Origin of the sequence: Rhodopseudomonas palustris, assembly GCF_003226555.1 — a bacterium.
Lineage (GTDB): Bacteria > Pseudomonadota > Alphaproteobacteria > Rhizobiales > Xanthobacteraceae > Rhodopseudomonas > Rhodopseudomonas palustris_I.
This window is the reverse complement of the sequence record NZ_QKQS01000006.1, coordinates 281,345-308,332: the sequence shown is the minus strand read 5'-3', so window position 1 is coordinate 308,332 and position 26,988 is coordinate 281,345. Positions and strand designations below refer to the sequence as shown.

The window sequence follows — 26,988 nt, the reverse complement described above, 5'->3', positions numbered from 1 at the left end:
ACGATGAATGGTGCCGAGAGTCTGGTGCGGACGCTGGTCAAGGGCGGCGTCGATGTGTGTTTCACCAATCCCGGCACGTCGGAAATGCATTTCGTCGCCGCGCTCGACCGGGTCGAGGGGATGCGCTGCGTGCTCGGCCTGTTCGAGGGCGTCGTCACCGGCGCCGCGGATGGTTACTACCGGATGAAGGGCACACCGGCCTCGACCCTGCTGCATCTCGGCCCCGGTCTCGCCAATGGCCTCGCCAATCTGCACAACGCCAAGAAGGCGGCCTCCGGCATCGTCAACATCGTCGGCCAGCACGCCACCTACCACATCGACTACAACGCGCCGCTGACTTCGGACATCGAGGGCTTGGCGCGGCCGATGTCGGCCTGGGTCCGCACCTCGCCGGACGCCAAGTCGGTGGCGCGCGACGGTGCCGCCGCGATCGCCGCGGCCAAGAGCTCGCCGGCGCAGATCGCCACGCTGATCCTGCCGGCCGACACCGCCTGGAACGAGGCCGACGGCGTCGCCGACGTGCCGGAAGACAGCCAGCGCCCGACCTATTCGCCGCACGCGGTCGAGGCCGCCGCCAAGGTGCTGCGCTCCGGCGAGCCGACGCTGCTGCTGCTCTCCGGCAACGCGCTCACCGAGCACGGCCTGGCGCTGGCCCAGCGCATCGCCGGCAAGACCGGTTGCAAGGTGATGGGCCAGACCTACAACGCCCGGATGGCGCGCGGGCAGGGCCGCTACTGGATCGAGCGTATCCCCTACGTGGTCGATGCCGCGCTGCCGATCCTGAAGCAGTTCCGCCACATCGTGCTGGTCGAGGCGATGGATCCGGTGGCGTTCTTCGCCTATCCGGACAAGCCGAGCCTGCTCAAGCCGGAAGGCTGCGAGGCGCATCGCGTCACCGAGGTCGGCGAGAATTCGGTCGCGGCGCTGGAAGCGCTGGCCGGCGCGCTCGGCGCCAAGGCGAGCGACGCCGCGCCGCAGAAGCTGGTCGACATCGCGAGGCCGACCGGCGCACTGAGCCTCGACAACATCGCTCAGGCGATCGCCGTCGCGATCCCGGAGAACGCCATCGTGATCGACGAATCGATCACCACCGGCCGCGGCTTCTTCCCGCCGACGGCGGCGGCGAAACCGCACGACTGGCTGCAGAATCTCGGCGGCTCGATCGGGTTCTCGCCGCCGACAGCGGTCGGCGCCGCGGTGGCGTGCCCGGACCGTAAGGTCATCTGCATGGTCGGAGACGGCAGCGCGATGTACACGCTGCAGGCGCTGTGGACCCAGGCGCGCGAGAATCTCGACGTCACCACCGTGGTGTTCGCCAATCGCAAATATCAGATCCTGCGCGGCGAATTCGACGGCGTCGGCGCCGGCAAGCCCGGCCAGCGCGCCGAGGACATGCTGACGCTGGACCGGCCGGACCTCGACTGGGTGGCGCTGGCCAAGGGCATGGGCGTGCCGGCCCGGAACGTGTCGACCGCCGACGAGCTGAATGCGGCGCTCGCCGCCGGCCTCGCCAGCGGCGGCCCGAACCTGATCGCGGTGCAGATGTAACGCCGAGGGCGGCGCCGCTGGAGCGTTCGCGTTTCGGACAGTTGTCGAACCCGTCGCCGACAGCGTAGCCTGCCACCCGCGGCCGGGAATGGCCGCGGGTGGAGCAGGCATGAAGCGCTATCTGATCTTTGCCGCGATCGGTCCGTTGATCGGCGGCTTGCTGCTGTTGTTCGCGACGACCTATCTGTCGGGCTATTGGGCGCACACCAACCTGACCGAAGTGAAGAAGTTCTTCGTCGTGTTGTTCAGGTCGCTGCAATACAGCTACCTGTTCGGCCTGCTGCCGGCGCTGATGCTGGCGGCGATCGACGAGATCATCTGCCATATCCGCCGCGTCGGTCCCGGCGCCCGGGTGGTGATCGTCGGCGTGATCGGCTTCCTCACCACCGCCTTCATGTACGGCAATCGCGGTGCCGACGCCGGCGTCCTGCAATTCGTGCTGTACGGCCTGGTCGGCCTGGTGCCGGCGACGCTGTCGTCCTGGCTCGCGCAGAAATACTGCGCGCCGGTCACCGCCGAAGCCAAGCAAGCCCAAGTGTAATGTCCCAGGCGTAACACCCAGGCGTGAGCTGTACGCTCTGAACTAACCGTTCGTCGCCCGTAGGATGGGTCGAGCGCCAGCGAAACCCATCCCGCTCGTCGCCGAGCCAGCGATGAGCATTCTTTACCGAACGCGATAGCCGGCGGCAGCGGACATGACGGCGGCTGGTCTTCGCTGCAGCGAGGACTCCGCCACCCTGTGCTCAGCGCGCGGTGGCCGGTTCGCCCCAGCCGCTCAGTCCTTCGATCGCATTGTCCTGCAGCGCGCTTTCCAGCTTGGCCTTCAATTCGGCATGGCGCGCCCGCGCCGCGGCGGCATGGTCGGAGGTCATGCCGCTGTCGTGGGCGTGCACCAGCGGGCTGAGCAGCAGAAAGTCCTCGGTCTCCTTCTGCGTCAGGCCGGCGATCACGGTGGCGCCGCGGGCGTCCTTGGTCAGCGCCCGGATCTGCTCCAGCCACTGCCGCAGCGAGCTCTGCTGTTCGAGCAACGCGTTGATCTTCTGATCGATGGTGTGAGGCATGGGTCGCTCCCTTCCCGACGATGGACAAACGCCATCTGCGATCGTCGCTAAACGAGCGTGCAGTGCGGCCGCATTGTGCCGGATCAATTGGTGCGGTGCGATGGTGTGCGGCGTGGCGACGAGGAGGATGGATTAGTAGGTGATGCGAGCAGGCTATTGCTCATAATCAATCGATCTTTGGATGTGTTAATAAAGTTGCAGTGCGAGCAGGATTCTCCCAAAATCAGTTCGATGGTGCTCTGATATGAATGACCGACGAGATCCTCTGAGTTTACCAGAATGGCAGGCCCTTCACCGCGAGGCGAACTTAGTTAGCCAGCTTATCGGGGCGGGCGCGACGGCCCTTGGTCGCGCGAGCTATGCTTCAGGCTTCGGAGACTATTATACCGCGTTCTTCGGTCTTTCGATCGGAATCGAGCGGTTGGCTAAACTGATTTTGATTGCGGATTACGCTCTCGATCACTGGGGACGACTTCCCGATCAGAATGTTGTCAGGAAGTGCGGACATCAGCTCAAGAAGCTTTTGGTCGAAGCGGATAATGTCTCCCAGAAGCGCTATCTAAAGCTGCACTTTGTGAAGCCTGACGGAGCGATCCCAGCTGCGATTGTCGACTGTCTCGACGCCTTTGCTGATGCTTCAAAAGGGCGTTACGCGAACTACCAAGTGATTGGAAATCCCTCCTTCAATGCTGCGAACGAACCTGTCGCGAAATGGTGGCGTGAGGTGGTCGAGCCGGTCCTTGCACGACATTATCGAGGTGCAAGGGCTGAGGTCGGCGTGAAGACTAGGGCGCAGATAATCGATGGGATGATTGGCCGAATGTCTTCGATCAATTTCCTAGATGAGAGTGGCGATTGGATGAATGATGTCGAGACCGCTTCCGAACGCAGCGGACAAACCAAATGGGCGCAGAAATACGGGCGCTTCTATACTCTTTCGATTGTTCGGTGGCTGGCTGGCATATTTGGGGAGCTCACTGATACCAAAGGGTATGAAACGGGGTTCGAGACTCTCTTCGGGCACTATGAGTTCTTCAACGGCTATCAAGTGGATGACGCGTTCTTGCTTAGTCGAAAGAGGTGGCCTCTTTAGTTGGTCGCGTCCTTCGGCATCCGAAGCCTGAGTTTGGGGCGGTCTAGGGCAACGGCGCGTTGTGCTGTGTCAAGATCGAAAGGCGCGCATGAGCTTGTGTCAATCGTCGCTCGTACAGATAGCGAGCGTGCGGCGCCAAAGAGCTATAAGCCCGAGTTGTTCAGTGGGGCGTTATGGGAACATCCGCGTTCCGAGACAGAGCAAATTCAGCTGTAGGCTTGAATATAAAATGGTGGGCGCACAAGGGATCGAACCTTGGACCTCTCCCGTGTGAAGGGAACGCTCTCCCGCTGAGCTATGCGCCCGGGACCGGTCGAGGACAGGGGCCGCGAAGCGGCCGGTCGAACCACCGTAGAGGCGCGATTTACGAAGTGCGGGGCCGGGGTGTCAAGCGGCAAGGGGCGGCTTGGGCAGATTTCCCAGCTTGATCGACGAAGGTCCGGTCTAGCCGGCCTGGCGGGCGCGCGAGGCCTGGGATTGCAGCGCCCGGATGCGGTCGGCCAGCGTGCTGCCGGCGACCACCGGGGCGACCGCGGCGCCGGCGCTCTTGCTGCCGTTGGTGGCCTTGCCGCCCTTCGCCGGCTTGGCCGTCTGCGCCGTCAGCATCGCCTGGATCGGCGAATCCGGGCCTTCCAGCGTGATCGCCAGCTTGGCGACCTCGGCGGCGATGTCGTTGATCCGCTCGCGCAGCAGCGCGTTCTCCTTGCGCTCGGTCTCCCACGAGCTTTCGGCCTGCTGGCGCAGCGACAGCAATTCGCGCTGCGCCTTGGCGCGGTCGTCGCGGGCCTCGGTGAGCTGGTCTTCGAGCGTGGCCTTGTCCTTGCGGATGCGGGCGAGGTCGGGCGCGCCGGTGCCGGCGGCGTCGAGCTCGTTGCGGAGCTCGCCCACGGTGCGCAGCGCGGCCTCGTTGGCGGCGCGGAGCTGGTTGTTTTCGAGCTCGCGCTCGGCGAGGCGCTTGGTCTGGGCGGCGAGCTGGTCTTCCAGCTCGCGGGCGCGGCTGCCGAGCAGTTCGGCTTCCTTGACCTGCAGCACCAATTGCCGGTCGAGATCGCCGACCCGCAAGCTGAGGGCCTCGATCCGGGCACGGGCGTCGTCGAGATCGCGCGAGGTGGCGGCGGTTTCGCCGCGCTGAGTTTCGAGCCGGCTGCGGGCGTCGGCGAACGACTTCTCGGCGTCGGTGATCCGGGCTTTCAATTCCTCGATCTGGGTGCCCAGCGTCACCAGCTCGACCTGGCGGGTGTCGGCCAGCGCCGAGCGCTCGGTCAGCTCGGCGCTCAGGCGCACGATCTCGGCCTGCTTCTCGGCCAGGGTGGCCTCGGTACCGCGCAACTCCTCGGCTTTGGCTGCGAAGTTCTGCTCGGAGGTCCGAAGCTGCTCCTGCAACGTCGCCTCGCTGGCCTGCAGCGTTGCGATCGCGGCGTCTTTCTCGGCGATTTCGAGCTTGAGGCGGTTGATCGCGTCGGTCTTGCGGCCGATCTCGGCGGCTTGGCTGGTGGTCTTGTTCTTGAGCTGGTCGACGCTGAGCTCGAGCCGCCGCGCCGATATCGCGAATTCGGCGCGGATCTGGTCCTTGTCGGCCTGGATCTCGGCCATCGACAGCGGGGTTGCCGCCTCCAGCCGCTTGGTGGTCAGCCGCACCGCGCGATTATGCACCAGCGGCGCGATCATCAGCGCGAGCAGCATCGCGACCAGAAAGCCGATCGCCAGATACATGATCTGTTCGATCATCGATGTCTCCCACACGCGCTTAGGCGATGCGCGCGCGGTCCGCTGAGCTTGGCGCGGATCGCGTCGGCGCGAATTCGAGATGTGAACCGCTCATGGCGCGGGCGAACGTCGCCGTCCGGCCGCAAATCCAGTTGCGGCACAATGCCATGACCGGCCACCTCAGCGCCAGTGCGTTGCCGCAGGCGCGTGAAACTGTGGTGGGCTACGCGCCCCGGCTGTGGTCCGGGCCGCCGGCCCGGGTCAGAACGGATTCCAGGTCGCGTTCGGCGTGAACTTCAGATAGCCGATATTGGCGCCGAGCCGCAGTCCGATACCGGACTGGATCGGCACCAAGACGATGCCGTTGGCGGTCAGCGCCGTCATGCCGAAGCCGCCGACCACATAGGCCGAGCCGTCGATGCCGCCGAACCGCTGGTAGATCGCGTTGGTCGAGGGCAGGTTGTACACCAGCGTCATGGTGCGGGCGCCGTTGCCGCCCCAGTCGAAGCCGACCGACGGACCCTGCCAATACACTTTCAGATCGCCGGCGTTCTTAGTGTAGAGCGTGCCTTCGCCGTAGCGCAGGCCGGCCACGAACGCGCCGGAGCCTTCCTCGCCGAGCACATAGCCGTTGGGCAGGCCCCATTGGCTCACCGCGCGCTCGATCACCGACGCCAGCCCCCGCGAGACATTTCCGAAAAAGCGGTGGCCGGCGCCCATCAGTTCTTCCGGCGCATAGGTGTTCGGGCCCGCCTGGGACCGCGGCGGCATTGGCTGCTGTTGCGCCACGGCCGGTGCATTCAGGGCTGCCAGCGCAACAAAGGCCAGCGCGGCGCGACGCGTCACGAAGCTCATGGATTTCACCCCTGGGTCTCAAATCCCTTGCACCGCTTTAACCGGATGCTGACCTGCATCCTTTTGGGTAGCGGCGCTTGTCCCCGACTCGGAACGTTATCGGCAGCAACTATGACGGCACAACGGCAGGAACGAAACCGGATCCGCCTTGGAATCGCCTGGATCGGGCTGCTGGCGCTCGGTGTGACCGCCGCCGTACCGTCGCCCGGCGTACAAGCCGCGACCACCGAGCGGGTGGTGGCGGACCGCAATACCGGGCTTGCGATCGATGGGTTCGATCCGGTGGCCTATTTCACCGATCATCAGCCGCGGCAGGGCCAGTCGCAGTTCGAAGCGTCCGCCAGCGGCGCGGTCTGGCGGTTCTGCAACGAGGACAACCGCAAGTTTTTCCTCGCCCGGCCGGATATCTACGGCCCGCAATTCGGCGGCTACGATCCGGTCGCGGTGGCGCGCAGCGTGCCGCTTCCCGGCAATGCGCTGGTGTGGCTGATCGTCGGCCAGCGGCTGTATCTGTTCGACCGCGACGAGAACCGCCGCGTCTTCGCGGCCGATCCGGAACGCTATCTGCACGCCGCCCGCGAGCGTTGGCCTGCCTTGCTGGCGACATTGGCCGAATAGGCGCTGCGCTATCGCCCGTCGCGATCGCCCCAGGCGATGAAGTTCGGCACGATGAAATTCGGCCGCGGCGCGTCGAACCGCAGCGGCGCGCCGCCGGCTTCGGTCACCTTGCCGCCGGCCGCGATCACCAGCGCCGCCCCGGCCGCGATGTCCCATTCGCAGATCGGCGCCAGCCGCGGATAGATGTCCGCTTCGCCCTCGGCGATCCGGCAGAATTTCAGCGACGATCCCTGCGTGGTTCGCACCGCGCCGGGACGGGCGTCGATAAACGCGACGGTGGCGGCATCGAGATGCGAGCGGCTGACCGTGGCGACCCACGGCTCGCCGGGTTTCGGCAGCGGCCGGGTGCGGATCGGACTTGCGGTGAAGCCGGCGCCGTCGGCGGCGACCGTCAGCCGTTCGGCGCCATGGCCGGCGACGCCGCGCCACGCCACGCCGAGCGCCGGCGCACCGACGATGCCGAGCACCGGCACGCCGTCGCTCACCAGTGCCAGATTGACGGTGAACTCGTCGCGGCCGGCGATGTATTCCTTGGTGCCGTCGAGCGGGTCGACCACGAAGAAGCTGCCGGTTGTCGGCCGTCCGCGATCGCAGCATTCTTCCGACAGTACCGGCACGCCGGGCGCAATCGCCGCCAAGCCCTCGGCGATCACCCGGTCGGCGGCGAGATCGGCGGGCGTCACCGGCGAGCCGTCCGGCTTGTGGGCGACCTTTGCGTCGCCCGGAATCGCCATGATCGCGGCGCCGGCGCGGAGCGCCAGTTCGGTGAGCGGCGTGAGCAAGGCGAAGGCGTGCTCGGACGAGACAGCGACGGGGTGTTCGAACGCGGCGGTCATCGGGCTGTGTCATCCTCGGTCGGATGGCCCGGTTCGCGCCGGACCGTTATGTTGGCACAGCCAGCGGCTGCAGTGTATCAAGCCATTAACCAAGGCTGATTCGTCTTGCGAGCGGTTTTCCGAGGAACAGACTGATGTCCGACACCCAATCTCCCGCTATGCAGGCTCCCGCTCCCGATGCGCTGGAGCTGGCAGCGCTGCTGTGTTCGCGGGTGTGTCACGATCTCATCAGCCCGGTCGGCGCCATCGTCAATGGCTTGGAGGTGCTCGACGACAGCTCCAAGCAGGAAGATCGCGATTTCGCGCTGGATCTGATCCGCAAGAGCGCCAAGACGGCGTCGGCGCGGCTGCAGTTCTGCCGGCTGGCGTTCGGCGCCGCCGGCTCGGCCGGCGCGCAGATCGATCTCGGCGACGCGCAGAACATGGCGCGCGGTCATCTCGAAGACGACAAGACCAAGCTGATCTGGAATCTGCCGCGGCTGCTGCTCGCCAAGAACAGGGTCAAGCTGCTGCTCAACATGCTGATCATCGCGCAGCAGACGATTCCGCGCGGCGGGATGTTGACGATCGATCCGGTCGGCGAGGGCGACAATTTATCCTTCCGCATCGTTGCGGCAGGGATGAACGCCCGCACGCCGCACAACATCGTCGACCTGCTCAACGGTACTCAGAGCGGTCCGATCGAGTCGCACGGCGTGCAGCCGTACTACACGCGGCTGCTGGCGCAGGCCTGCGGATTGACCGTGACGCTCGCCCCTGAGGGCGACACGATGGTGGTAACTGCGTGCTAAGACGCGCGGGAAAATAGTAAACGGTGTATTGACGCGGTGCCTCGGAAACGTACGAAGCCGCTAACTGTTTGAACTTCCGCCGCATCAGCCGCGGCCCGCAACCAATATTAAACGCTTTCCGCACACAGTGGCCGCGTTAGTCGGGCATTGGCGACGGTCGCATGCCCGCGTGCAATGAAGGCCACGCGTATGGACGATCTTCTTCGTGAGTTTCTGACGGAGACCTTCGAGAGCCTGGATACGGTCGACAACCAGTTGGTCCGGTTCGAGCAGGAGCCGAACAACGCGAAGATATTGGACAATATTTTTCGTCTTGTTCACACCATCAAGGGGACCTGCGGGTTTCTAGGATTGCCGCGTCTCGAGGCGCTTGCGCATGCGGCCGAGACGCTGATGGGCAAATTCCGGGACGGGATGCCGGTGACGGGCGAGGCGGTGACGCTGATCCTGACCACGATCGACCGGATCAAGGACATTCTCACGCAGCTGGAAGCGACCCAGGCCGAGCCGGAGGGCGAGGACGGCGACCTGATCGGGGAGCTGGAGCGGCTGTCGATGCGCACGGCGGAGGAGATCGCAGCCGAGCTCGGCGCGGCGCCGCAAGCCGTGGCCGAAGCCGAGGCGCCTGCCGAGGTGGTGGCGGCCAATTCCAATTCGACCGAAGGCAGCCTGGTGCCGCAGACGCTGGAACGCCCGCTGCGTCCGGGCGAAGTGTCGCTGGACGAGCTGGAGCGCGCCTTCCGCGAGACCGAGACCGAGATGGCCTCGCCGCCGCTGCAGCCGGCGGACGAAGCGCCCGTGGTGGCCGAAGCCGCGCCGGCCGAGGCGAAGCCGGCCGCCAAGCCGAAGGCCGCCAAGCCGGCGGCCAAGAAGTCCGGCGGCGAAGCTGAAGGGGCGGCCGAAGGCGGCTCCGGCGGCGGTGTCGCCAACCAGTCGATCCGGGTCAATGTCGACACCCTCGAACATCTGATGACGATGGTGTCCGAGCTGGTGCTGACCCGCAACCAGCTCTTGGAGATCAGCCGGCGCCACGAGGACAACGAGTTCAAGGTGCCGCTGCAGCGGCTGTCGACGGTGACGGCCGAGCTGCAGGACGGGGTGATGAAGACCCGGATGCAGCCGATCGGCAACGCCTGGCAGAAGCTGCCCCGGATCGTGCGCGATCTGGCGTCCGAACTCGGCAAGCATATCGAGCTGGAGATGCACGGTGCCGACACCGAGCTCGACCGCCAGGTGCTCGACCTGATCAAGGATCCGCTGACCCACATGGTCCGCAACTCCGCCGACCACGGCCTGGAGCGGCCGGAGGAGCGGGTCCGGAACGGCAAGCCCGAGCAGGGCACGATCCGATTGAGCGCCTATCACGAGGGCGGCCACATCGTGATCTGCATCGCCGACAACGGCCGCGGTCTCGACACCGAGAAGATCAAGGCCAAGGCCTTGGCCAACGGGCTGGCCACCGAGGCCGAGCTCGAGAAGATGACCGAGGCGCAGATCCACAAGTTCATCTTCGCGCCCGGGTTCTCGACCGCCGCCGCCGTCACCAGCGTGTCCGGCCGCGGCGTCGGCATGGACGTGGTGCGGACCAATATCGACCAGATCGGCGGCACCATCGAGATCAAGTCGGTGGCCGGCGAAGGCTCCAGCGTGACGATCAAGATCCCGCTGACGCTGGCGATCGTGTCGGCGCTGATCGTGGAAGCCGGCGGCGACCGGTTCGCGATCCCGCAGCTGGCGGTGGTCGAGCTGGTGCGGGCGCGGGCCAATTCCGAGCACCGCATCGAGCGGATCAAGGACACCCCGGTGCTCAGATTGCGCGACAAGCTGCTGCCGCTGATGCACCTGAAGAAGCTGCTGCACATCGACGACGGCACCGGTTCGACCGAGCCGGAGAACGGCTTCATCGTGGTGACGCAGGTCGGCAGCCAGACCTTCGGCATCGTGGTGGACGGCGTGTTCCACACCGAAGAAATCGTCGTCAAGCCGATGTCGACCAAGCTGCGTCACATCGGGATGTTCTCGGGCAACACCATCCTGGGCGACGGCGCGGTGATCATGATCGTCGATCCGAACGGGATCGCGCAGGCGCTCGGCACCGCGGTGTCGGCGCAGCACGACATCTCCGATCAGGCGGCGGCGAGCCGCAACGCCTCGGCCGAACAGCTCACCTCGCTCTTGGTGTTCCGCGCCGGCTCGAGCCAGCCCAAGGCGGTGCCGCTGTCGCTGGTGACGCGGCTGGAAGAGATCGCCTCCGACAAGATCGAGATGTCGAACGGCCGCTACATGGTGCAGTACCGCGACCAGCTGATGCCCTTGGTGCTGATGGAAGGCGTCGCTGTGGCGTCGAGCGGCGTGCAGCCGATCCTGGTGTTCGCCGACGAGGACCGTTCGATGGGCCTCGTCGTCGACGAGATCGTCGACATCGTCGAGGAGCATCTGCACATCCAGGTCGGCTCCAGCCGTGAGGGCATTCTCGGCTCTGCGGTGATCAAGGGCCAGGCCACCGAAGTGATCGACGTCGCGCACTTCCTCCCGATGGCGTTCTCCGACTGGCTGGCACGCAAGGAGATGCGGCAGACGCTGACCACGCGCTCGGTGCTGCTGGTCGACGACAGTGCGTTCTTCCGCAACATGCTGGGCCCGGTGCTGAAGGCTGCGGGCTACAAGGTGCGGGTCGCGACCTCGGCGGTCGAGGGCTTGGCCGTGCTGCGCTCGGGCGCGCAGTTCGACGTGATCCTGACCGATATCGAGATGCCGGAGATGAACGGCTTCGAGTTCGCCGAGGCGATCCGGGGCGACACCAAGATGTCGAACCTGCCGGTGATCGCGCTGTCGTCGCTGGTGTCGCCGGCGGCGATCGAGCGCGGCCGTCAGGCCGGTCTGACCGACTACATCGCCAAATTCGACCGTCCCGGCCTGATCGCGGCGCTGAAGGAGCAGACCACGATGCACGCGACGCCCGAAGTTCTGGTGGAGCAGGCGGCATGAGCGAGACCAGGAAAGACACCCCCGCGATGACCCGGACCGTCGACACGATCAGCGGCAACACCACCCAGTTCGCTACCGCGATGATTGGCGGCCAGTTATTTGGACTGCCGATCAGCCGGGTGCAGGACGTGTTCATGCCGGAGCGGCTGACCCGGGTGCCGCTGGCGCCGGACGACGTCGCCGGCGTTCTGAACCTGCGTGGCCGGATCGTGACCGCGATCGACATGCGGGCCCGTCTCGGGCTGCCGAAGAACGACGACGGCAAGCCGCCGATGGCGATGGGCGTCGACCTGCGCGGCGAATCCTACGGCCTTCTGATCGACTCCATCGGCGAGGTGCTGACCCTGCCGGACGAGGGCCGCGAGACCAACCCGGTCAACCTCGACCCCCGCATGGCCTCCTTCGCCAACGGCGTCCACCGCCTCGACGGACAGCTCATGGTCGTCCTCGACGTCGACAAAGTCCTCGAAATCGCAACCCAACGATTGGCTGCTTGACGTAACGCGCGCCGAACCAGTTCACCGCTCACGCTCTGTCCGGGAAGAATCGCATGACACCGCTCGATTACGAGTACCTGCAAAAACTGCTGAAGGACCGTTCTGGCCTGGTGTTGTCGGCCGACAAGAAATATCTGCTTGAAAGTCGGCTGCTGCCGCTCGCCCGCAAGGCTGGTGTCCCCGGCATCACCGATCTGGTGCAGAAGATGAAGGCCGGCTCGGAGGCGTTGATTCACGACGTCGTCGAGGCGATGACCACCAACGAGACCTTCTTTTTCCGCGACAAGACGCCGTTTGATCACTTCAAGGACAGTGTCATCCCGGAACTGATCAAGGCGCGGGCCGGGCGTAAGTCGCTGCGGATCTGGTGCGCGGCGTCGTCCACCGGGCAGGAACCGTATTCGCTGGCGATGCTGCTCAAGGAGAAGGCCTCCGAGCTCGCCGGCTGGCGGATCGAAATCATCGGCACGGATCTGTCGCCCGAGGTGTTGGAGAAGTCCAAGGCCGGCCTCTACACCCAGTTCGAGGTGCAGCGCGGTCTGCCGATCCAGCTTCTGGTCAAGTACTTCAAGCAGGTCGGCACGATGTGGCAGCTCAATGCCGACGTGCGGTCGATGGTGCAATATCGGCAGTTCAACCTGCTGCAGGATTTCGGTTCGCTCGGCAAGTTCGACATCATCTTCTGTCGTAACGTGCTGATCTATTTCGATCAGGCGACCAAGTCGGACATCTTCAACCGGCTGCAGCGAGCGACCGAGCCGGACGGCTATCTGTTCCTCGGCGCCGCCGAAACCGTGGTCGGCCTCACCGACGCTTACCGGATCTGCCCGAAACGGCGCGGCGTGTATCTGCCGAACACCGGCGCCGCAGCGGCGGCGCCGAGTCTCGCCGCCGGCGGTCTGCGGGCGGGGGCCTTGACCGGGCGATAAAGGAGACCGAAGTGACGTCCGAGACCGGAGCTGAGAGGGTGTCGTTCGGGCGGGGCTACAACGTCTGGATTATGGGTATCGACGGCACCTGGCGACGGAACTGCGTCCTCAAGGCGGTCTCCAGTGTCGATGCCGAGCTCGAGCTCGAAGGTTCGATCGAAGGCCTGAACCTGAAGGAATTCTTCCTGCTGCTGTCGTCGACCGGGCTGGCGTATCGGCGCTGCGAACTGGTCCGCGTCAACGGCTCCGAGATCGACGTCCGCTTTCTCAACACTCGCAACAAGCCCAATAAATTGCCTGCCCGGGAAGACCGCACCACCTGACCGTTTCCAAAAATCCGAGCGATCGGGATAGGCGATTGCTAACGATTTCGGCCCGACTTCGTCCGAGTCCGATATCCGCAAACACATCGTTCAATAGTCGAGTGATAATGTGGTTTCGCGTGCTGGTTGGCGCTCGAACCGCTTCGGCAGACGAACGGGACAGGGCGCCGATCGAGACCGTGCCGAGATGCTCCGACAGCTCCCAGAGCGAGCCACCGCGATGCGAGATGGAATTTCACCCAGCCCGACGATCGATGTCCTGGTGGTCGACGACGACCCGTTGCAAGGCGCGATTATCAGCGGCGTCTGCATCAAACTCGGTTATCACCCGCATTTCGCCGCGTCCTATCACGAGGCCGCGGATCGGCTCGCGACCGGCCGATACGACTACGTCACCATCGATCTGTCGCTCGGCGACCACGACGGCATCGAGCTGTTGCGGCTGATCGCCGACCACGACACCAAGCCGCGTCGGATCATCGTGATCAGCGGGTGCGACCAGCGGATTCTCAATGCGACGGTGCGCATGGCGCACGCCGTCGGCATGCTCGATACCGTGTCGCTGCCGAAGCCGATCGACCTGACGCTGCTCCGGGGGGCGCTGTCGACGTCTCCGGAAGCGGGGGCGTCGCGCCGCCGGTCCAACGCCGGAGCGGCGCAGATCACCGAAGGCGATCTGTTGCGCGGCATCGAGAGCGGTGAAGTCTATGCGGCGTTTCAGCCGAAGATCGACCTGGCGAGCGGCAAGGTGATCGGCTGCGAGGCTCTGGCGCGGTGGGACAGCCCGACCTTCGGCGCCGTCGGACCGGATCGGTTCATCCCGCTGGCGGAGCAGGGTGGATTGATCAAGGCGATCACATTCAACATGCTGCGCGACAGCATGCGGTTCGCCGCGGCGTTCATCTCAACCGAGCCGAAATTTGTCGTCGCGGTCAACCTGTCGGCATCTCTGCTGTCCGACACCTCGCTGCCCGAGGAGATCGAACGTCTGCTCGCCGAGATCGGCGTGCCGGCGCGCGCACTGATGATCGAGATCACCGAGACCACGGCGATGTCCGACGTCGGCCGCGCGATGGACGTGCTGCTGCGGCTTCGCCTCAAGGGCATCGGCATCTCGATGGACGATTTCGGCACCGGCTATTCGTCGCTGTCGGCGCTGGCGCGGATGCCGTTCAGCGAATTGAAGATCGACCGCTCGTTCGTCAAGGACTGCCTGACCGACGCCGACATGTGGAAGATCGTCTCGTCGTCGGTCGCGATCGCGCATCAGTACAACATGAAAGCGGTCGCCGAAGGCATCGAGGACGCCGCCACGTGGCGTGCGCTCGACGCGCTCGGCTGCGATATCGGCCAGGGTTTTGAATTCTCGCGCGCGCTACCGCGCGATGCGTTCGTCGACTGGTATCAGGGCTGGACGGCGCTTCACCCCGCGGCCCGTGGCGACGCCGCGGCGATGCTGCAGCGCGGAGCCTGAGCGCCGCAGCGATCAGGCGGCGACCGTCAGGCCAGCTCGATCAGTTCGTCGTCGGCGGCCGGTTCGCGGCGGCTCGCCTCGAACGCATCCTTGATCCGGCCGGCCAGTACCAGATAGTCGGTCTGCGTCAGGTGCGGCGCGTTCTGTTCGAGCTCCCGCGCCAGCGCCGACAGCCGGTCGAGGCCGAAAGTCGCCGCCGCGCTCTTCAGCGAATGCGCCTCGCGCTCGATCCGGCGATGGTCGGTGCTCACGTCCAGCGTGCCGAACAGCGAGACCCGCAGCGCGGTATCACGCACGAACACCGAGAGCACAGCCAGGGTAGCGTCCCTGCCGATCTCGTCGACGAGGTGGCCGAACGCCTTGCGGCCGACATAGAGCTGTCCCGCCTTCACGGTCCCCGGCGCAGGCTCCGCCGGTTCTGATGCCGGTGCCGTCGGCTCGTTGACGGTCACCGGAGCGGCAGGTTCGGCGGCTGATTTGGCGACCGGCGCAATCGGCGGCAGCGCCCGCAGGATCGCCTCCACCAGCGCTTTCTTCCGTACCGGCTTGGCGACGTGATCGTTCATGCCGGCGGCGCGGCAGGCAGCGGCGTCCTCGGCGAAGGCATTGGCGGTGAAGGCGATGATCGGCACTGCGGCGAGCGTCCCGCCGTGCGCGCGGATCGCGCGGGTGGCGTCGAGCCCGTCCATTTCCGGCATCCGCACGTCCATCAGGATGACGTCGTAGCTGAACCGTGTCGCCGCGGTGACCGCTTCGGTGCCGTCGCAGGCGGTGTTGGTCTGCACCCGAAATTCGCCGAGCATCTGCGCCGCGATCGTCCGGTTGGTGGGATTGTCGTCGACCACGAGCACCCGCAGCGGCCTGCCCGACGCCTCGATCCTGGCGCGGAACTGCGCGAACACGTCCTGGTCGTCCTGTTCCGGCGGGGCGGCGTCGTCGGCGATCGGCAGGGTCAAAGAGAAGTGGAACTCGGAGCCTCGGCCGGGTGTCGAGACCACGCCGATCTTGCCGCCCATCTGTTCGATCAGCCGTTTGCTGATCGCCAGACCGAGGCCGGATCCGCCGAACCGCCGGCTGATCGAACTGTCGGCCTGGACGAAGTCCTTGAACAGCGACTCGATCTTGTTGGGAGCGATCCCGATCCCGGTGTCGGTGACGATCCATCGCATCCGCGCGCCGGTCGAATCCCGCGACACGCATTCGGTGGTCACGACGATCTCGCCGGTCGATGTGAACTTCACCGCATTGGACAGCAGGTTGAGCAGAATCTGGCGGATGCGGCCGGCGTCGCCGGTCAATGCCTCTGGAATTTCGCCGCGCGTCTCCTGGCGGATCACCAGCCCCTTGGCGACGGCACGCGGGCTGATCACGCTCAGCGTGTTGTCGACGATGCTGCGCGGCGCAAACGGGATCGGCTCCAGGCTGAGCCGGCCGGCTTCCAGCTTGGAGAAGTCGAGGATGTCGTCGAGGATCTGCAGCAGGTTGTCGCCGGCGTCGTGGATGCTGGCGACCGCCTGGCGCTGCTCGGCGTCGAGACGTGTCTCGAGCAGGTTGGTGGCGAGCCCGATCACCGCGTTCATCGGGGTTCGGATCTCATGGCTCATCATCGCCACGAAGCTGGATTTGGCTGCGCTGGCTGCTTCGGCCGCCTCGGCGTAGAGATGCTGCTTGCCCCACCAGCGTGCGATTGCGACGCTGCCGGTGATGATCACGAGGGCGCTGATCAGGGACATCGCGATCATCAGCGCCGCCATGTTGTGCCAGCTCTGTAGCGCGCTCTCCAGCGGCTGCGTCACCTGCACCACGATCGGATAGTTCGGGAGGGCCCGCGTTGCCCGAAGGTGGGTGCCTGCGGTGGTCGTCTCCTGTGCCGTGCCCCCTGTCGCCGCGGCCACCCTTCCGCCGTCGGTTACCGCGGTTCCGATTCTGCCGGAGATCGGATAGCTGACCAGCAACATGCCGTCGGTCCGGATCAGCGAGATCTCCGTGCCGAGGCCCGGCGACGTTGCTGCGAAGAAATTTTCGAAATACTGCAGCGATATTGCGCCGAGCAGCAGTCCGATGAATCCGCCCTTGGGGGCGCTCAAGCGGTGCGCGAAGTAGATGTTCCAGGTGCCGGTGCCGCGGTTCCGGACTGGCGCGCTGACAAAAGTCGAGAGGGTCGGATCGCCGCTGAGCGCCTTGAAGTAGTCCCGGTCGGCAATGTTGACCTTGGGAATCGGCCAATAGCGGGAGAAGTTGATCAGCTCGCCGCTGGCGTCGATCATCGTGACGGCTTCGATCTGAGGTAGGCCGGTGATCTTCTCGCTGAGCAATGCGTGCGTGTTCTGTAGCGACATCAGCCGGCGATAGGACTCGCTGTCGATGACCCCGGCGCGCGAGACGTAGTCGCGGATGCTGGACAGCAGCAGGTCGACCGATTTGAACGAGCGGTCGGCTTCCTCCGCCAGCGTCAGCGCATAGCGCGACAGGTTGGTTTCCGCGGTCTGCAGCGTGGTTTCGCGCAGGTTGCTGAGAAAGATCAGGTTGGTGCCGACAATGGTGACGATCAGGACTACGGTCGTCAGCCGCAGGGTGACCAGCGAGCGCTTGAGATTCGGGCGGGCCGGCGGCAGCATCGACGGGCCTCTCGGTCAGCGGTGCGAGGGCGGGGCAGGGGTGCGGCAGCGCTCGGTCGTGGGCCGGCGCCGGCTTCGCGGATCGTGACAAGCCGGGTTATCCACCCGGCGCCGTACTGAATCGGACGGTTTGCTTGCTCGAATCCGGCTCATAGTGATATTCGGGCCATTATAGTCCTCGACCGTGGCGTGAAACGCTTCGGCTCGTCGGTCGTATCCGATCAGGGCAGGGCGACGAGTGATCCGCGTGACGATAGTCGAGCGTCCGACCTTGGAGTTGTTTTTCAGTTAGTACAGAGGAGGCAGATAACACCGCCGACCTCGCAAATTACCAGATCACTATAACGGTTTGGTGCTGTCTTCGAGTTAACTTGGTTCCTCGTACAATTACGGGTTCAAACCAAAGTGGTGCGTTCCATCATGGTTATTTACCGGGAGGTCGTGCAATGAACGAGCAATCATCGGGGGGAGAGGTCTTCGTCGTCGATGACGATCCGGCGGTCCGCGAAACGCTGTCGATCGTGCTTTCGGCCGCGGGCTATCAGGTGATTTGCTTCGCCGATGGTGAATCGTTGCTTGCGGTGGCGCGCAACCGCAGCCCGGCCTGCATTCTGCTCGACGTGCATATTCCCGGTCGGTCCGGTCTGGATATTCTCGCCGAGCTCCATGCCGAAGATTATCCGGCGCCGATATTCATGATTTCCGGCAAAGGCGATATCGCGATGGCGGTCAACGCCATCAAGAATGGCGCGCTCGATTTCATCGAGAAGCCGTTCCGCGGTAAGGAGATCGTGTCGCGGGTCGAAGAAGCGATCGAGGCGTTTTCACGCCGCCGTGACGCCGGTCAGGCCAGCAAGGCGCCGTCCTATAATTTCCCCGGCAAGGAACCGCTGACGCTGCGCGAGCGCGAGGTGCTGGAGCTGTTCTCCTCTGGCAACACCAACAAGGAGGCCGGTCGCCAGCTCGGCATCAGCCCGCGCACCATCGAGTATCACCGCGCCAACATCATGAAGAAGCTCGGGGCGCGCAACGCCACCGATTTGGTGCGGATCGTGATGACGGCTCAGAAATAGCCGGGCCGTGCGCCGGCAGCGTTGCCGCTGCCGGTGGGAACGTCGGCGCGATCTTTACATCGTGCCGGGAAATGCGCCGCCATCGAGCAGCAGGTTCTGGCCGGTGATATAGCCGGCGTGAACGCTGCACAGGAACGCGCAGGCCGCGCCGAACTCGTCGGCGGTGCCGAACCGGCCCGCCGGATTCTCGTTCTTCCGCGCTTCCAGGATCTGCTCGGCCGGCTTGCCCGACGCTTTCGCCTGGCCGGCCGCGACGCCGCGCAGCCGGTCGGTGTCGAACGGCCCGGGCAGCAGCGCGTTGATCGTCACATTGTGCCGGACGGTCTTGCGCGACAGGCCGGCGACGAAGCCGGTCAGGCCGGTGCGTGCGCCATTGGACAGGCCGAGCACGTCGATCGGTGCCTTCACGGCGGCCGAGGTGATGTTGACGATGCGGCCGAACTTGCGTTCGATCATCTTGTCGACGGTCGCCTTGATCAGCTCGATCGGCGTCAGCATGTTGGCGTCGAGCGCCTTGATCCAGTCGTCGCGGTTCCAGTCGCGGAAATCACCGGGCGGCGGTCCGCCGGCATTGTTGATCAGGATGTCCGGCTCCGGGCACGCCTTCAGCGCTGCGGCGCGGCCTTCCGGCGTGGTGATGTCGCCGGCGACATCGATGATCTCGACGTCGGGATAGGCCTTGCGCAGCTCAGCGGCGGCCTGTGCCAGCGCCTCGGCGCCGCGTGCGGTCATCGTCACATGCACGCCTTCGGCGGCGAGCGCCGCAGCGCAGCCACGTCCCAATCCTTTGCTCGATGCGCACACCAGCGCGCGGCGGCCTTTGATTCCAAGATCCACGTTTCACTCCAGCATGGATGGCGATGTCGGTGAGGGCGGCACTCTAGCCAAGCGGCTTCGGCATGGTAAGGGGAAGGCCACGCATAACACATCAACGGGAAACGCGGCATGGATCAACTGTTCGACGTCAGCAACGAAGTCATTCTGGTCACCGGCGCATCGCAGGGGCTGGGCCGGCAATTCGCCCGCGTGCTCGCCGCACGCGGCGCCGCGATCGTGCTGGCGGCGCGGCAGATCGACAAGCTGAAAACGCTCGAACAGGAGATCAAGGACGGCGGCGGCCGTGCTGTCGCGGTGCAGATGGATGTCACCGATCTCGGCTCGATGGCTGCGGCGCTCGATCAGGCCGAGGCCGCGCTCGGCTCGATCACCGTGCTGATCAACAACGCCGGCGTCGCCACCGAGAAACTTGCGGTCGACACCACCGAGGCCGATTGGGACAAGGTGATCGGCGCCAATCTGAAGGGCGCGTACTTCCTCGCCACCGAAGTCGCGCGGCGGATGATCGCGCGGCAGCAGGGCGGCAACATCGTCAACATCGCCTCGGTGCTCGGACAGAGCGTGCTGAAATTCGTCTCGCCCTACGCCATCTCCAAGGCCGGCATCATCCAGGCCACCAAGGCGATGGCGCTGGAGCTCGCGAGCTCGCGCATCCGCGTCAACGCGCTGGCGCCGGGCTACATCGACACCGACATCAACCGCGAGCTGTGGGCGACGCCGGCCGGCGAGAAGCTGATCAAGAGCATCCCGCAGCGTCGCGTCGGCCACGAAAGCGACCTCGACGGCGCCATCCTGCTGCTGGCCTCCAGCGCCTCGCGCTACATGACCGGCAGCGTGGTGACGGTAGATGGTGGGTTCTTGCTGGGGTAACAATCGGCTCCGCCTTTCAATTGTCGTTCCAGGAGGCGAGTGCAACTCGCGAGCACGACATTCCTACGCGCTGCGGCGCGATGCCAAGCATGAGTGTTTCTCACGTGTGCTTGACCGCGGACGCATCTGGTAATGACTGCGCTGGATGTTCTGTGCGCTCGGCGGGCAGGCTCTATCCCTCGTCATTCCGGGGCGCTCACGAAGTGAGCGAACCCGGAATCTCGATGAGTTCATCCGCGGCGGGGATCGCGGGGACCAAACTGCTGGGTTCCGGGGTCGCGCTGCGCGTGCCCCGGAATGACGTCACCAGCAAGACGACCTCAATGCGCCCGCATCTCCTCGCGGATCATGTCGGCGGCTTTCTCGCCGATCATGATGGTAGGGGCGTTGGTGTTGCCGCCGATCAAGGTGGGCATCACCGAGGCGTCGACGATGCGCAAGCCACCGACGCCATGCACTTTCAAACGTGGATCGACCACCGCCATCGGATCGCTGCCCATCTTGCAGGTGCCGACCGGGTGATACACGGTGTCGACGCGCTCCCGCAGGATGGCGCGGATGTCGTCGTCGGAGTGGACGTTCGCGGTGAACAGATCCTTCTGCTGCAGCGCGCGCAGCGCCGGCGTCTGCATCAGCCGCTGCGTGGTCTTGTAGCCCGCCACCATGGTTTCGAGATCGGACGGATCGCCGAGGAAATTCGGATCGATCCGCGGCGGTGCGAACGGATCGGCGCTAGCGAGGCTGACGCTGCCGCGGCTGTTCGGCCGCAGCAGGCAGAAATGGCAGGAGAATCCCGTGCCCCAGTGCCGCTTGCGGCCGTGATCGTCGACCATTGCCATACCGAAATGCAACTGGATGTCGGGCACGTCGAGGTCGGGCCGGGTCTTCAAGAAGCCGCCGCATTCGGCGAAGTTGGTGGTCAGCGGTCCGCGGCCCTCGCGGCGATACTGACCGATCGTCGACAGCAGCCGCGCGATCCCGGTGAAGCTGGTGCCGGTGAAGTACGGCGCGTCGGACTGATAGGAAAAGATGAAGTCGGGGTGATCCTGCAGGTTCTGGCCGACGCCTGGCAAATGATGCACGACGTCGATGCCATGGGGTTTCAGCGCGGCGGCGTCGCCGATGCCCGACAGTATCAACAATTGCGGCGACTGAAACGCGCCGGAGGCGAGGATCACTTCGCGGCGGGCGCGGATCTCGCGGATCTGGTCGTTCTGCCGATAGGCAACACCGACCGCGCGGCCTCCTTCGACCAGGATCCGCGTCGCCTGCGCCTCGGTCTCGACCCGCAGATTGGGACGTGTGCCGATGTAGGGATGCACATAGGCGCGCGCGGCGCTCCAGCGTTCGCCGTTGTGCTGAGTGAGCTGATACGGACCGAGGCCTTCCTGCTCCTCGCCGTTGAAGTCATCGCGGATGCGGAACTGCGCCTCGCGCGCCGCCTGCAGGAAGATCTCGTGCACCGGATTGTCGGTGCGCAGCCGGTTCACATGCAGCGGACCGCTCTGGCCGTGATACGCGCCGTTGAACTCGGTGTTGTTCTCCGAGCGCTTGAAATACGGCAGCACGTCCGCATAGGACCAGCCGGCATTGCCGAGCTCGGCCCAGTGGTCGTAGTCCCATTTGTGCCCGCGGATATACACCATCGCGTTGATTGCCGACGAGCCGCCGAGGCCCTTGCCGCGCGGCTGGTAGCCGATCCGGCCATTGAGGCCGGACTGCGGCACGGTCTCGAAATGCCAGTTGTTCAGCTTGCTCGGCACCATCAGCGATAGCGCGTAGGGCGTCTTCACCACCCAATTGTCGGCGGTGCCGCCGGCTTCGAGCAGCACCACCGACGTGCCGGCATCTTCCGACAGCCTTCCAGCGACGGCGCAGCCGCCCGAGCCGCCGCCGACCACGACGAAATCCACTGTTTCGCTCATGCGCGTTTCCCTCCGCGATGTTGTTTTGTTTGTTGCCGCCGGCTTCTTCGGCCGTGCGGTGTTACGCTTTACGACATCAGGCGCAGCATCTTCGACAGCCGCGCGATCTTTCCGCCATAGGGCGGATACAGATCGGCGAACCGGTTGTAGGGCGAGCGATAGAACACCGGTTTCATCTTGGTGAAGGTGGCGAAGCCCCATTCGCCGTGATACGCGCCGGTGCCCGAGGCGCCGACGCCGCCCATCGGCTGGTTGGCTTGCGCGAAATGCACCAGGCAGTCGTTGATGGTGACGCCGCCCGACACGGTGCGCGCCAGCACCTGATCGCGCGCGGCGTCATCGGTGCCGAACCAGTACAGCGCCAGCGGCCGATCGCGGCCGTTGATGAAGTCGATCGGCTCGGTCGGCTCGCTGTAGGGCAGGATCGGCAGCAGCGGACCGAAGATCTCCTCCTGCATGATCTTCATCTCGGGCGTGGCGCCGAGCACGATGGTCGGCGGGAATTTGCGCTTATCCTGCCAGGCCGCGTCGCTCGCGGAGGCCGGCTGCAGCAGCCGCGCGCCGTGCGCGACCGCGTCGTCGACCAGGCCCTTCAGCCGCGCGTAGTGATGCTCGGCGATGATCGAGGTGTAGTCCGGATTGGCCGGATCGGTGCCCCACATCTGCTGCATCGCGCCCCAGATCTTGCCGGCGAGGGCTTCGACCCGGTCCTGCGGAGCCAGCACGTAGTCGGGCGCGATGCAGGTCTGGCCGGCGTTCATCAGCTTGGCGTAGGCGATCCGCGGCGCCACCTCGTCGAGATCGGCGGAGCGGTCAACAATGGTCGGCGATTTGCCGCCGAGTTCGAGCGTGACCGGGGTGAGGTTCTTGCCCGCCTCCGCCGCGACGATGCGGCCCACCCGGGTCGAGCCGGTGAACATCAGATGGTCGAACGGCAGCCGTGCGAACGCCTCGGCGATGCCGGGCTCGATCCCGGTCACCATCATTTCGCTGGCGTCGAACTTGGCCGCGACAGTCTCCTGCAGCAGCGCGGCGAAGTGCGGCGACAATTCGCTCGGCTTGATCATCACCCGGTTGCCGGCTGCGATCGCCCCGATCGCCGGCGCGATGGTGAGCTGCAGCGGATAATTCCACGGCGCGATCACCCCGACCACGCCGAGCGGCTGCGGCAGCAGCCGGTTCTTGCCGGGCAGGAATTGGAGCTGGGTCGACACCTTGCGCGGCGCCATCCAGCGCTTGAGATGCCGCGAGGTGTGCTTGATGTCGCCGAGCAGGCTGAGCGTCTCGGCGATCAGCGTCTCGGTCGAGCTGCGATGGCCGAAATCGGCACAGATCGCCTGCTCGAATCGTTTTTCGTTGTCCTTGATCAGTGCGCGCAGCCGGGCGAGCCGGTCCTGGCGCTGCTCCAGCGTCGGCGGCGGCTCGGCCCGCGACAGGTCGAACATGCGATGAAAGCTGTCGTGGAGCGCATTGCCCCCGAAACCGCCGACCGGCTGGTCCATCCTTCGCTCCCTGCGCTGCCCGTTTTGTTGCCGAATGGGCCGATTTTGCCGAAGTGTCGCAGGGGAAAGGCGATCCGGCAACCACACCGGGTTCCGTCCGTCATATAATCTTGAAAATCTTCGCCCAAACCCTCCCTTGGGGCTTTGCAAATCCCGCCGGTGTTGGTAGACACCCCTCGCGCCCCGGGCATTCGCCCCGGGCACCTTCTCAGGAAGCCTCCGGGAGGATCGATCAGCGCTTCAAGGCGTTGATGGTCATCGGTTTTCTGAAAGCCGCGCAAGGTTTAACGCGGGGTGGAGCAGCCCGGTAGCTCGTCAGGCTCATAACCTGAAGGTCATAGGTTCAAATCCTATCCCCGCAACCAAATCTCGATCGTCAGATCAGTGAAAAAGCCCGCCGCGTGCGGGCTTTTTCATGTCTGCTTGCCGAGTTCGATCGGGCGCGATGGTTATTCAGGCCCCGCAGCGGCAGCCGATCGCGCAGCCGGCGCCAGAGCCAACGCTGAAGATCGGCCAAGAGATCGGCCAAATATGCTCGATGATCTAATTTTTATAAATCTTATCAATATGTTACATGAATTCCGGATCGGCCAAAGTGGCGGCGTTGCCAGCCGTGGATTACGCAATTCCACCCGATAGGCAGTCAGCTTGGGGTGGGGATGCAACTGCTTGTATGCTATTGTCATACGCACGATGGATCAGCCCAACGCCACAACGGTTCTGAGTGTCCGGGTCAGCCGCGAGGAGCGCGCGATGCTCGAAGCTGCGGCCGAGCAGTCGCGCACAAGTCTGAGTGAGTTCGTGCGCCGGAAGTCGGTCGAAGCCGCGGAGATCGATGTTCTCAGTCGCAGCGTCGTCACCATTTCTGCGAAGGATTGGGAAGCGTTCGAGAGCTGGCTGGCGACCCCGCCCGAACCAAATCCGGCTTTGCAGAAGCTGGCAAGGCTGAAGCCGACCTGGGATCGCTAGGTGACTGCGTTTGCGAACGCGCCGCGCCCACTCTCGGAAGCGGACGATCGCGACGGGTTCGATTGCGGGCGAGAGTCGTTGAACGCTTGGTTTCGTCGGCACGCCTGGGCGAACCATGTCAGCGGGGCGTCGCGGGTGAACGTCATCACCAACTCGGAATCACACCGGATCATGGGCTATGTGACGCTGAGCGCCAGTCAAATCGAACGGGCCTATCTGCCGAAGCCGCAGCAGCGCAACCAGCCGGATCCAGTGCCGGTTTTGCTACTGGGCCAGCTTGCGGTGGACAAAGCCTATCAAGGTCATGGGCACGCCGCTTCATTGCTGCAGTTCGCGTTGAGATCGGCGCTGCGTGCCGCTGAGATCGTGGGATGTGTCGGCGTGGTCACCCATCCGCTCGACGACGGCGTCCGCGGGTTCTATGCGAGTTGGGGATTCAGGGATCTGCCGTTTGATCCTCGGCGTGCGATGATCATTCGGATGTCGGAATTGCAGCAACAGTTCGGTGCCGCCATCTGATGGACGCTTCCTCAATCGCCCAGGCTTGATCCTGCCGCTCCCGATCTGATCTAACGGGCGACCATCTCAGTCGTCGCCAGCGAGCGCTGTGCTTGCGCCGGCTGGCGGCGAACCGGACATCTGACGTGAAATCGCTTGGCATTATTTTCCTGCTGGCCGTGGCTGTGTTCGCCTATGGGCTGTATTCGGACATCACGCTGACCCGCTGTACGCGCGGGACCATCACGGCTGCGCTCGGCCTGTGCTCGGGCGGCGACTGACCTCGGCCGTTCGCAACCGATCGGGTTTGCGGACATAACTCATCGTCACCAATCGAGGAGGGGCGGGCGCCATGAGCGCAGGCGACAGCGGCGGCTTTTACGAGGGCGTTGCGGTGTTTCGCGGCTTCCGCAGCCTGATGGATCCTGCCCTCTACGCGCTGCTGCCGGACGATTGGAGCATCGGCGTCGCCGACATCGTCGACTCCACCCGCGCCATCGCCGAGCAGCGCTACAAATCCGTCAATATGGCCGGAGCGGCCGTGATCGCGGCGGTGACCAACGCGCTCGAGGGGCGCGAATTCCCGTTCGTGTTCGGCGGCGACGGCGCCGGCTTCGCGGTGGCGCCGGCCGATGTGGCGGCGGCCCGGAACGCGCTGGCGGCCACAGCCGCCTGGGTGCACGACGAGCTCGACCTGACGATGCGGATCGCGCTGGTGCCGGTCGCGGCGATCCGCGCCAGTGGGCTCGAGGTCCGCGTCGCGCGGTTCGCGCCGTCGCCGCACGTCAGCTACGCGATGTTCGCTGGCGGCGGATTGGGCTGGGCCGAGGCGGCGATGAAGCGCGGCGAGTTTTCGATTCCGCCGGCGCCGCTAGGCACCGCGCCGGATCTCTCCGGCCTGTCGTGCCGATTCGAGGAAATGCCGGCCCGGCGCGGCGTCATCCTGTCGGTGCTGATCGTGCCGACCGCGCAGGCCGATGCGGCGGCGTATCGCAGCCTGATCGAAGATATCGTGGCCCTGGTCGAGCGCAGCCCGGAGGCTGGACGGCCGGTGCCTCGCGAAGGACCGGGATTGCGCTGGCCGCCGCGGGGCCTCGACCTCGAAGCCCGCGCCGAGCACGGCGGATCGCTGACGCTGCGCCGTGCCGGCCTGCTGGTGCGGACGTTGCTCAGTTATTTGATCATCCGCCTCGGCATCACGGTGCGCGGTTTCGTGCCGCGCGCTTATTTGGCCGAGCTGGTCGAAAACTCCGACTTCCGCAAATATGATGACGGCCTACGCATGGTGGTCGACTGCGCGCCGGAGCTTGCCGACGCGCTGGAGCAGAAGTTGGCCACGGCGGCGGCCGCCGGTGTCGCGCGCTATGGTGTGTCGCGGCAGCAATCGGCAATGGTGACGTGCTTTACGCCCTCGGTGGCGCGCAGCGATCATGTGCATTTCATCGACGGCGCCGGCGGCGGCTATGCGTCCGCCGCGCTGGCTTTGAAGGCGATGCGCGGCGACGCGTCGCTCAGCGGCTGAGCGTCCAGGTCTCGCCGCCACACAGCGTGCCGACGCAGCCCTCGACCAGCAGCGTGGTCGGGCCGGTATGCGAGATGCTGCTCTGGTAGGTCTTGCCGTCGTCGGCGTTGTAGATGTGGCCGCTCCACTTGCCCTGCGACACCGGGCGCATGTCGCCGAAGATCTGCAGGCCAATGATTGGACGCGAGGCCAGCTGCGGATCGGTGTTCTTGTCGTCGATCTGCGGCTTACCGGTGTTGGGATCGGTTGGCTGCTTCAGCCAGACGATGGTACCGCAGAGCGCGTTGCCGCAGCTCTTGATCCGGACCTTGGCGTCGCCGGCCTGGGTCAACCAGGTCCCCTGCGGCCCCGCCGATTGGGCCACCGCCGTTGCGGGCGGCAGCGACACCAGGACAGCCAGGGCAGCAGCAACGACGAAACCGGACCGAACGGCCATTCCATACCTCCAAACGAT

At 65.3% G+C, this 26,988-nt stretch carries 25 protein-coding genes and 2 tRNA genes; 17 read left to right on the top strand and 10 right to left on the bottom strand.

All coding sequences use genetic code 11. From position 1 onward, the window contains the following. Window positions 1–3 precede the first annotated feature (3 nt). Window positions 4–1,548 carry an acetolactate synthase large subunit gene (locus DNX69_RS03375; protein WP_110784832.1) on the top strand — a complete coding sequence of 515 codons (1,545 nt, stop codon included), beginning with the start codon at window positions 4–6 and terminating at the stop codon, window positions 1,546–1,548. Window positions 1,549–1,657: 109 nt separating this feature from the next. Further along, the gene (locus DNX69_RS03370) at window positions 1,658–2,089 is read left to right on the top strand and encodes a DUF5413 family protein (protein WP_110784591.1); all 432 of its coding nucleotides are present in this window, start codon (window positions 1,658–1,660) and stop codon (window positions 2,087–2,089) included. Between the two features lie 202 nt (window positions 2,090–2,291). On the opposite strand, the gene DNX69_RS03365 is transcribed toward DNX69_RS03370, so the two are convergent. Further along, window positions 2,292–2,609 (bottom strand): hypothetical protein, encoded by a 318-nt coding sequence (locus tag DNX69_RS03365; RefSeq protein WP_110784590.1) that lies wholly within the window; start codon window positions 2,607–2,609, stop codon window positions 2,292–2,294. Between the two features lie 244 nt (window positions 2,610–2,853). Between DNX69_RS03365 and DNX69_RS03360 the strand changes: the two genes are divergently transcribed. Beyond that, the gene (locus DNX69_RS03360; RefSeq protein WP_110784589.1) at window positions 2,854–3,702 is read left to right on the top strand and encodes a hypothetical protein; all 849 of its coding nucleotides are present in this window, start codon (window positions 2,854–2,856) and stop codon (window positions 3,700–3,702) included. Window positions 3,703–3,932: 230 nt separating this feature from the next. Here DNX69_RS03360 and DNX69_RS03355 read toward each other — a convergent pair. The 3 genes from DNX69_RS03355 to DNX69_RS03345 form a co-directional block, all read right to left on the bottom strand. Continuing rightward, window positions 3,933–4,007 (bottom strand) — tRNA-Val (locus tag DNX69_RS03355). Between the two features lie 139 nt (window positions 4,008–4,146). Further along, window positions 4,147–5,430, bottom strand: coding sequence for a hypothetical protein (locus tag DNX69_RS03350; RefSeq protein WP_110784588.1), 1,284 nt, complete (start codon window positions 5,428–5,430; stop codon window positions 4,147–4,149). A 240-nt stretch (window positions 5,431–5,670) separates the two neighbouring features. Continuing rightward, the gene (locus DNX69_RS03345) at window positions 5,671–6,264 is read right to left on the bottom strand and encodes a DUF1134 domain-containing protein (RefSeq protein WP_110784587.1); all 594 of its coding nucleotides are present in this window, start codon (window positions 6,262–6,264) and stop codon (window positions 5,671–5,673) included. 111 nt (window positions 6,265–6,375) lie between these two features. Between DNX69_RS03345 and DNX69_RS03340 the strand changes: the two genes are divergently transcribed. Continuing rightward, on the top strand, window positions 6,376–6,882 hold the full coding sequence (locus DNX69_RS03340; protein ID WP_110784586.1) for a YHS domain-containing (seleno)protein: 507 nt from the start codon (window positions 6,376–6,378) through the stop codon (window positions 6,880–6,882). An 8-nt stretch (window positions 6,883–6,890) separates the two neighbouring features. Here DNX69_RS03340 and DNX69_RS03335 read toward each other — a convergent pair whose 3' ends face one another. Beyond that, on the bottom strand, window positions 6,891–7,718 hold the full coding sequence (locus DNX69_RS03335; RefSeq protein WP_110784585.1) for a 3'(2'),5'-bisphosphate nucleotidase CysQ family protein: 828 nt from the start codon (window positions 7,716–7,718) through the stop codon (window positions 6,891–6,893). 134 nt (window positions 7,719–7,852) lie between these two features. Here DNX69_RS03335 and chpT point away from each other — a divergent pair, with 134 nt between their 5' ends. The 6 genes from chpT to DNX69_RS03305 all read left to right on the top strand — a co-directional run bounded on the left by chpT (window position 7,853) and on the right by DNX69_RS03305 (window position 14,720). Further along, the gene (gene chpT, locus DNX69_RS03330; protein ID WP_110784584.1) at window positions 7,853–8,509 is read left to right on the top strand and encodes a histidine phosphotransferase ChpT; all 657 of its coding nucleotides are present in this window, start codon (window positions 7,853–7,855) and stop codon (window positions 8,507–8,509) included. A 189-nt stretch (window positions 8,510–8,698) separates the two neighbouring features. Then, window positions 8,699–11,497 carry a hybrid sensor histidine kinase/response regulator gene (locus tag DNX69_RS03325; protein ID WP_110784831.1) on the top strand — a complete coding sequence of 933 codons (2,799 nt, stop codon included), beginning with the start codon at window positions 8,699–8,701 and terminating at the stop codon, window positions 11,495–11,497. Between the two features lie 26 nt (window positions 11,498–11,523). Continuing rightward, window positions 11,524–11,994 (top strand): chemotaxis protein CheW, encoded by a 471-nt coding sequence (locus tag DNX69_RS03320; protein WP_207803111.1) that lies wholly within the window; start codon window positions 11,524–11,526, stop codon window positions 11,992–11,994. 53 nt (window positions 11,995–12,047) lie between these two features. Beyond that, a complete protein-coding gene (locus DNX69_RS03315; RefSeq protein ID WP_110784582.1) occupies window positions 12,048–12,923 on the top strand; it encodes a CheR family methyltransferase in 876 nt (291 codons plus the stop codon). 11 nt (window positions 12,924–12,934) lie between these two features. Then, window positions 12,935–13,246: a PilZ domain-containing protein gene (locus DNX69_RS03310; RefSeq protein WP_110784581.1), complete on the top strand. Its 312-nt coding sequence runs from the start codon at window positions 12,935–12,937 to the stop codon at window positions 13,244–13,246. A 220-nt stretch (window positions 13,247–13,466) separates the two neighbouring features. Beyond that, on the top strand, window positions 13,467–14,720 hold the full coding sequence (locus DNX69_RS03305; protein ID WP_110784830.1) for an EAL domain-containing response regulator: 1,254 nt from the start codon (window positions 13,467–13,469) through the stop codon (window positions 14,718–14,720). Between the two features lie 26 nt (window positions 14,721–14,746). Here DNX69_RS03305 and DNX69_RS03300 read toward each other — a convergent pair whose 3' ends face one another. Beyond that, window positions 14,747–17,338 carry a hybrid sensor histidine kinase/response regulator gene (locus DNX69_RS03300; RefSeq protein WP_110784580.1) on the bottom strand — a complete coding sequence of 864 codons (2,592 nt, stop codon included), beginning with the start codon at window positions 17,336–17,338 and terminating at the stop codon, window positions 14,747–14,749. A 446-nt stretch (window positions 17,339–17,784) separates the two neighbouring features. On the opposite strand from DNX69_RS03300, the gene DNX69_RS03295 reads away from it, so the two are divergent. Next, entirely contained in the window at window positions 17,785–18,411 is a 627-nt protein-coding gene (locus tag DNX69_RS03295) for a response regulator transcription factor (protein WP_110784579.1), read from the top strand. 54 nt (window positions 18,412–18,465) lie between these two features. Here the strand turns inward: DNX69_RS03295 and DNX69_RS03290 are convergent, their stop codons facing one another. Next, window positions 18,466–19,248: an SDR family oxidoreductase gene (locus DNX69_RS03290; RefSeq protein ID WP_110784578.1), complete on the bottom strand. Its 783-nt coding sequence runs from the start codon at window positions 19,246–19,248 to the stop codon at window positions 18,466–18,468. Between the two features lie 108 nt (window positions 19,249–19,356). Between DNX69_RS03290 and DNX69_RS03285 the strand changes: the two genes are divergently transcribed. Next, window positions 19,357–20,118, top strand: a complete 762-nt coding sequence (locus DNX69_RS03285) for a glucose 1-dehydrogenase (RefSeq protein ID WP_110784577.1) — start codon at window positions 19,357–19,359, stop codon at window positions 20,116–20,118. A gap of 320 nt (window positions 20,119–20,438) precedes the next feature. On the opposite strand, the gene DNX69_RS03280 is transcribed toward DNX69_RS03285, so the two are convergent. Both DNX69_RS03280 and DNX69_RS03275 read right to left on the bottom strand, forming a co-directional pair. Next, window positions 20,439–22,043, bottom strand: coding sequence for a GMC family oxidoreductase (locus DNX69_RS03280; protein WP_110784576.1), 1,605 nt, complete (start codon window positions 22,041–22,043; stop codon window positions 20,439–20,441). A gap of 68 nt (window positions 22,044–22,111) precedes the next feature. Then, window positions 22,112–23,545: a coniferyl aldehyde dehydrogenase gene (locus DNX69_RS03275; protein WP_110784575.1), complete on the bottom strand. Its 1,434-nt coding sequence runs from the start codon at window positions 23,543–23,545 to the stop codon at window positions 22,112–22,114. Between the two features lie 288 nt (window positions 23,546–23,833). Here DNX69_RS03275 and DNX69_RS03270 point away from each other — a divergent pair. The 5 genes from DNX69_RS03270 (at window position 23,834) to DNX69_RS03255 (ending at window position 26,534) form a co-directional block, all read left to right on the top strand. Further along, window positions 23,834–23,910 (top strand) — tRNA-Met (locus DNX69_RS03270). A gap of 328 nt (window positions 23,911–24,238) precedes the next feature. Then, complete coding sequence (locus DNX69_RS03265) at window positions 24,239–24,514, top strand: DUF1778 domain-containing protein (RefSeq protein ID WP_110784574.1); 276 nt, start codon at window positions 24,239–24,241, stop codon at window positions 24,512–24,514. 135 nt (window positions 24,515–24,649) lie between these two features. After that, complete coding sequence (locus DNX69_RS03260; RefSeq protein WP_349626948.1) at window positions 24,650–25,033, top strand: GNAT family N-acetyltransferase; 384 nt, start codon at window positions 24,650–24,652, stop codon at window positions 25,031–25,033. Between the two features lie 125 nt (window positions 25,034–25,158). Next, the gene (locus DNX69_RS26760; protein ID WP_283809320.1) at window positions 25,159–25,293 is read left to right on the top strand and encodes a hypothetical protein; all 135 of its coding nucleotides are present in this window, start codon (window positions 25,159–25,161) and stop codon (window positions 25,291–25,293) included. A gap of 71 nt (window positions 25,294–25,364) precedes the next feature. Continuing rightward, the gene (locus tag DNX69_RS03255) at window positions 25,365–26,534 is read left to right on the top strand and encodes a DUF3095 domain-containing protein (protein ID WP_110784572.1); all 1,170 of its coding nucleotides are present in this window, start codon (window positions 25,365–25,367) and stop codon (window positions 26,532–26,534) included. Here DNX69_RS03255 and DNX69_RS03250 read toward each other — a convergent pair. Then, a complete protein-coding gene (locus tag DNX69_RS03250; protein WP_110784571.1) occupies window positions 26,524–26,970 on the bottom strand; it encodes a DUF2147 domain-containing protein in 447 nt (148 codons plus the stop codon). The genes DNX69_RS03255 and DNX69_RS03250 overlap by 11 nt on opposite strands. Between the last annotated feature and the right edge of the window lie 18 nt (window positions 26,971–26,988).

Excerpts from the sequence above, each read along its gene's own strand:
- DNX69_RS03375 (WP_110784832.1), top strand. The coding sequence starts at position 4 with ATGAATGGTGCCGAGAGTCTGGTGCGGACGCTGGTCAAGGGCGGCGTC.
- DNX69_RS03370 (WP_110784591.1), top strand. The coding sequence starts at position 1,658 with ATGAAGCGCTATCTGATCTTTGCCGCGATCGGTCCGTTGATCGGCGGC.
- DNX69_RS03365 (WP_110784590.1), bottom strand. The coding sequence starts at position 2,609 with ATGCCTCACACCATCGATCAGAAGATCAACGCGTTGCTCGAACAGCAG.
- DNX69_RS03360 (WP_110784589.1), top strand. The coding sequence starts at position 2,854 with ATGAATGACCGACGAGATCCTCTGAGTTTACCAGAATGGCAGGCCCTT.
- DNX69_RS03350 (WP_110784588.1), bottom strand. The coding sequence starts at position 5,430 with ATGATCGAACAGATCATGTATCTGGCGATCGGCTTTCTGGTCGCGATG.
- DNX69_RS03345 (WP_110784587.1), bottom strand. The coding sequence starts at position 6,264 with ATGAGCTTCGTGACGCGTCGCGCCGCGCTGGCCTTTGTTGCGCTGGCA.
- DNX69_RS03340 (WP_110784586.1), top strand. The coding sequence starts at position 6,376 with ATGACGGCACAACGGCAGGAACGAAACCGGATCCGCCTTGGAATCGCC.
- DNX69_RS03335 (WP_110784585.1), bottom strand. The coding sequence starts at position 7,718 with ATGACCGCCGCGTTCGAACACCCCGTCGCTGTCTCGTCCGAGCACGCC.
- chpT (WP_110784584.1), top strand. The coding sequence starts at position 7,853 with ATGTCCGACACCCAATCTCCCGCTATGCAGGCTCCCGCTCCCGATGCG.
- DNX69_RS03325 (WP_110784831.1), top strand. The coding sequence starts at position 8,699 with ATGGACGATCTTCTTCGTGAGTTTCTGACGGAGACCTTCGAGAGCCTG.
- DNX69_RS03320 (WP_207803111.1), top strand. The coding sequence starts at position 11,524 with ATGACCCGGACCGTCGACACGATCAGCGGCAACACCACCCAGTTCGCT.
- DNX69_RS03315 (WP_110784582.1), top strand. The coding sequence starts at position 12,048 with ATGACACCGCTCGATTACGAGTACCTGCAAAAACTGCTGAAGGACCGT.
- DNX69_RS03305 (WP_110784830.1), top strand. The coding sequence starts at position 13,467 with ATGCGAGATGGAATTTCACCCAGCCCGACGATCGATGTCCTGGTGGTC.
- DNX69_RS03300 (WP_110784580.1), bottom strand. The coding sequence starts at position 17,338 with ATGCTGCCGCCGGCCCGCCCGAATCTCAAGCGCTCGCTGGTCACCCTG.
- DNX69_RS03295 (WP_110784579.1), top strand. The coding sequence starts at position 17,785 with ATGAACGAGCAATCATCGGGGGGAGAGGTCTTCGTCGTCGATGACGAT.
- DNX69_RS03285 (WP_110784577.1), top strand. The coding sequence starts at position 19,357 with ATGGATCAACTGTTCGACGTCAGCAACGAAGTCATTCTGGTCACCGGC.
- DNX69_RS03280 (WP_110784576.1), bottom strand. The coding sequence starts at position 22,043 with ATGAGCGAAACAGTGGATTTCGTCGTGGTCGGCGGCGGCTCGGGCGGC.
- DNX69_RS03275 (WP_110784575.1), bottom strand. The coding sequence starts at position 23,545 with ATGGACCAGCCGGTCGGCGGTTTCGGGGGCAATGCGCTCCACGACAGC.
- DNX69_RS03265 (WP_110784574.1), top strand. The coding sequence starts at position 24,239 with ATGGATCAGCCCAACGCCACAACGGTTCTGAGTGTCCGGGTCAGCCGC.
- DNX69_RS03255 (WP_110784572.1), top strand. The coding sequence starts at position 25,365 with ATGAGCGCAGGCGACAGCGGCGGCTTTTACGAGGGCGTTGCGGTGTTT.
- DNX69_RS03250 (WP_110784571.1), bottom strand. The coding sequence starts at position 26,970 with ATGGCCGTTCGGTCCGGTTTCGTCGTTGCTGCTGCCCTGGCTGTCCTG.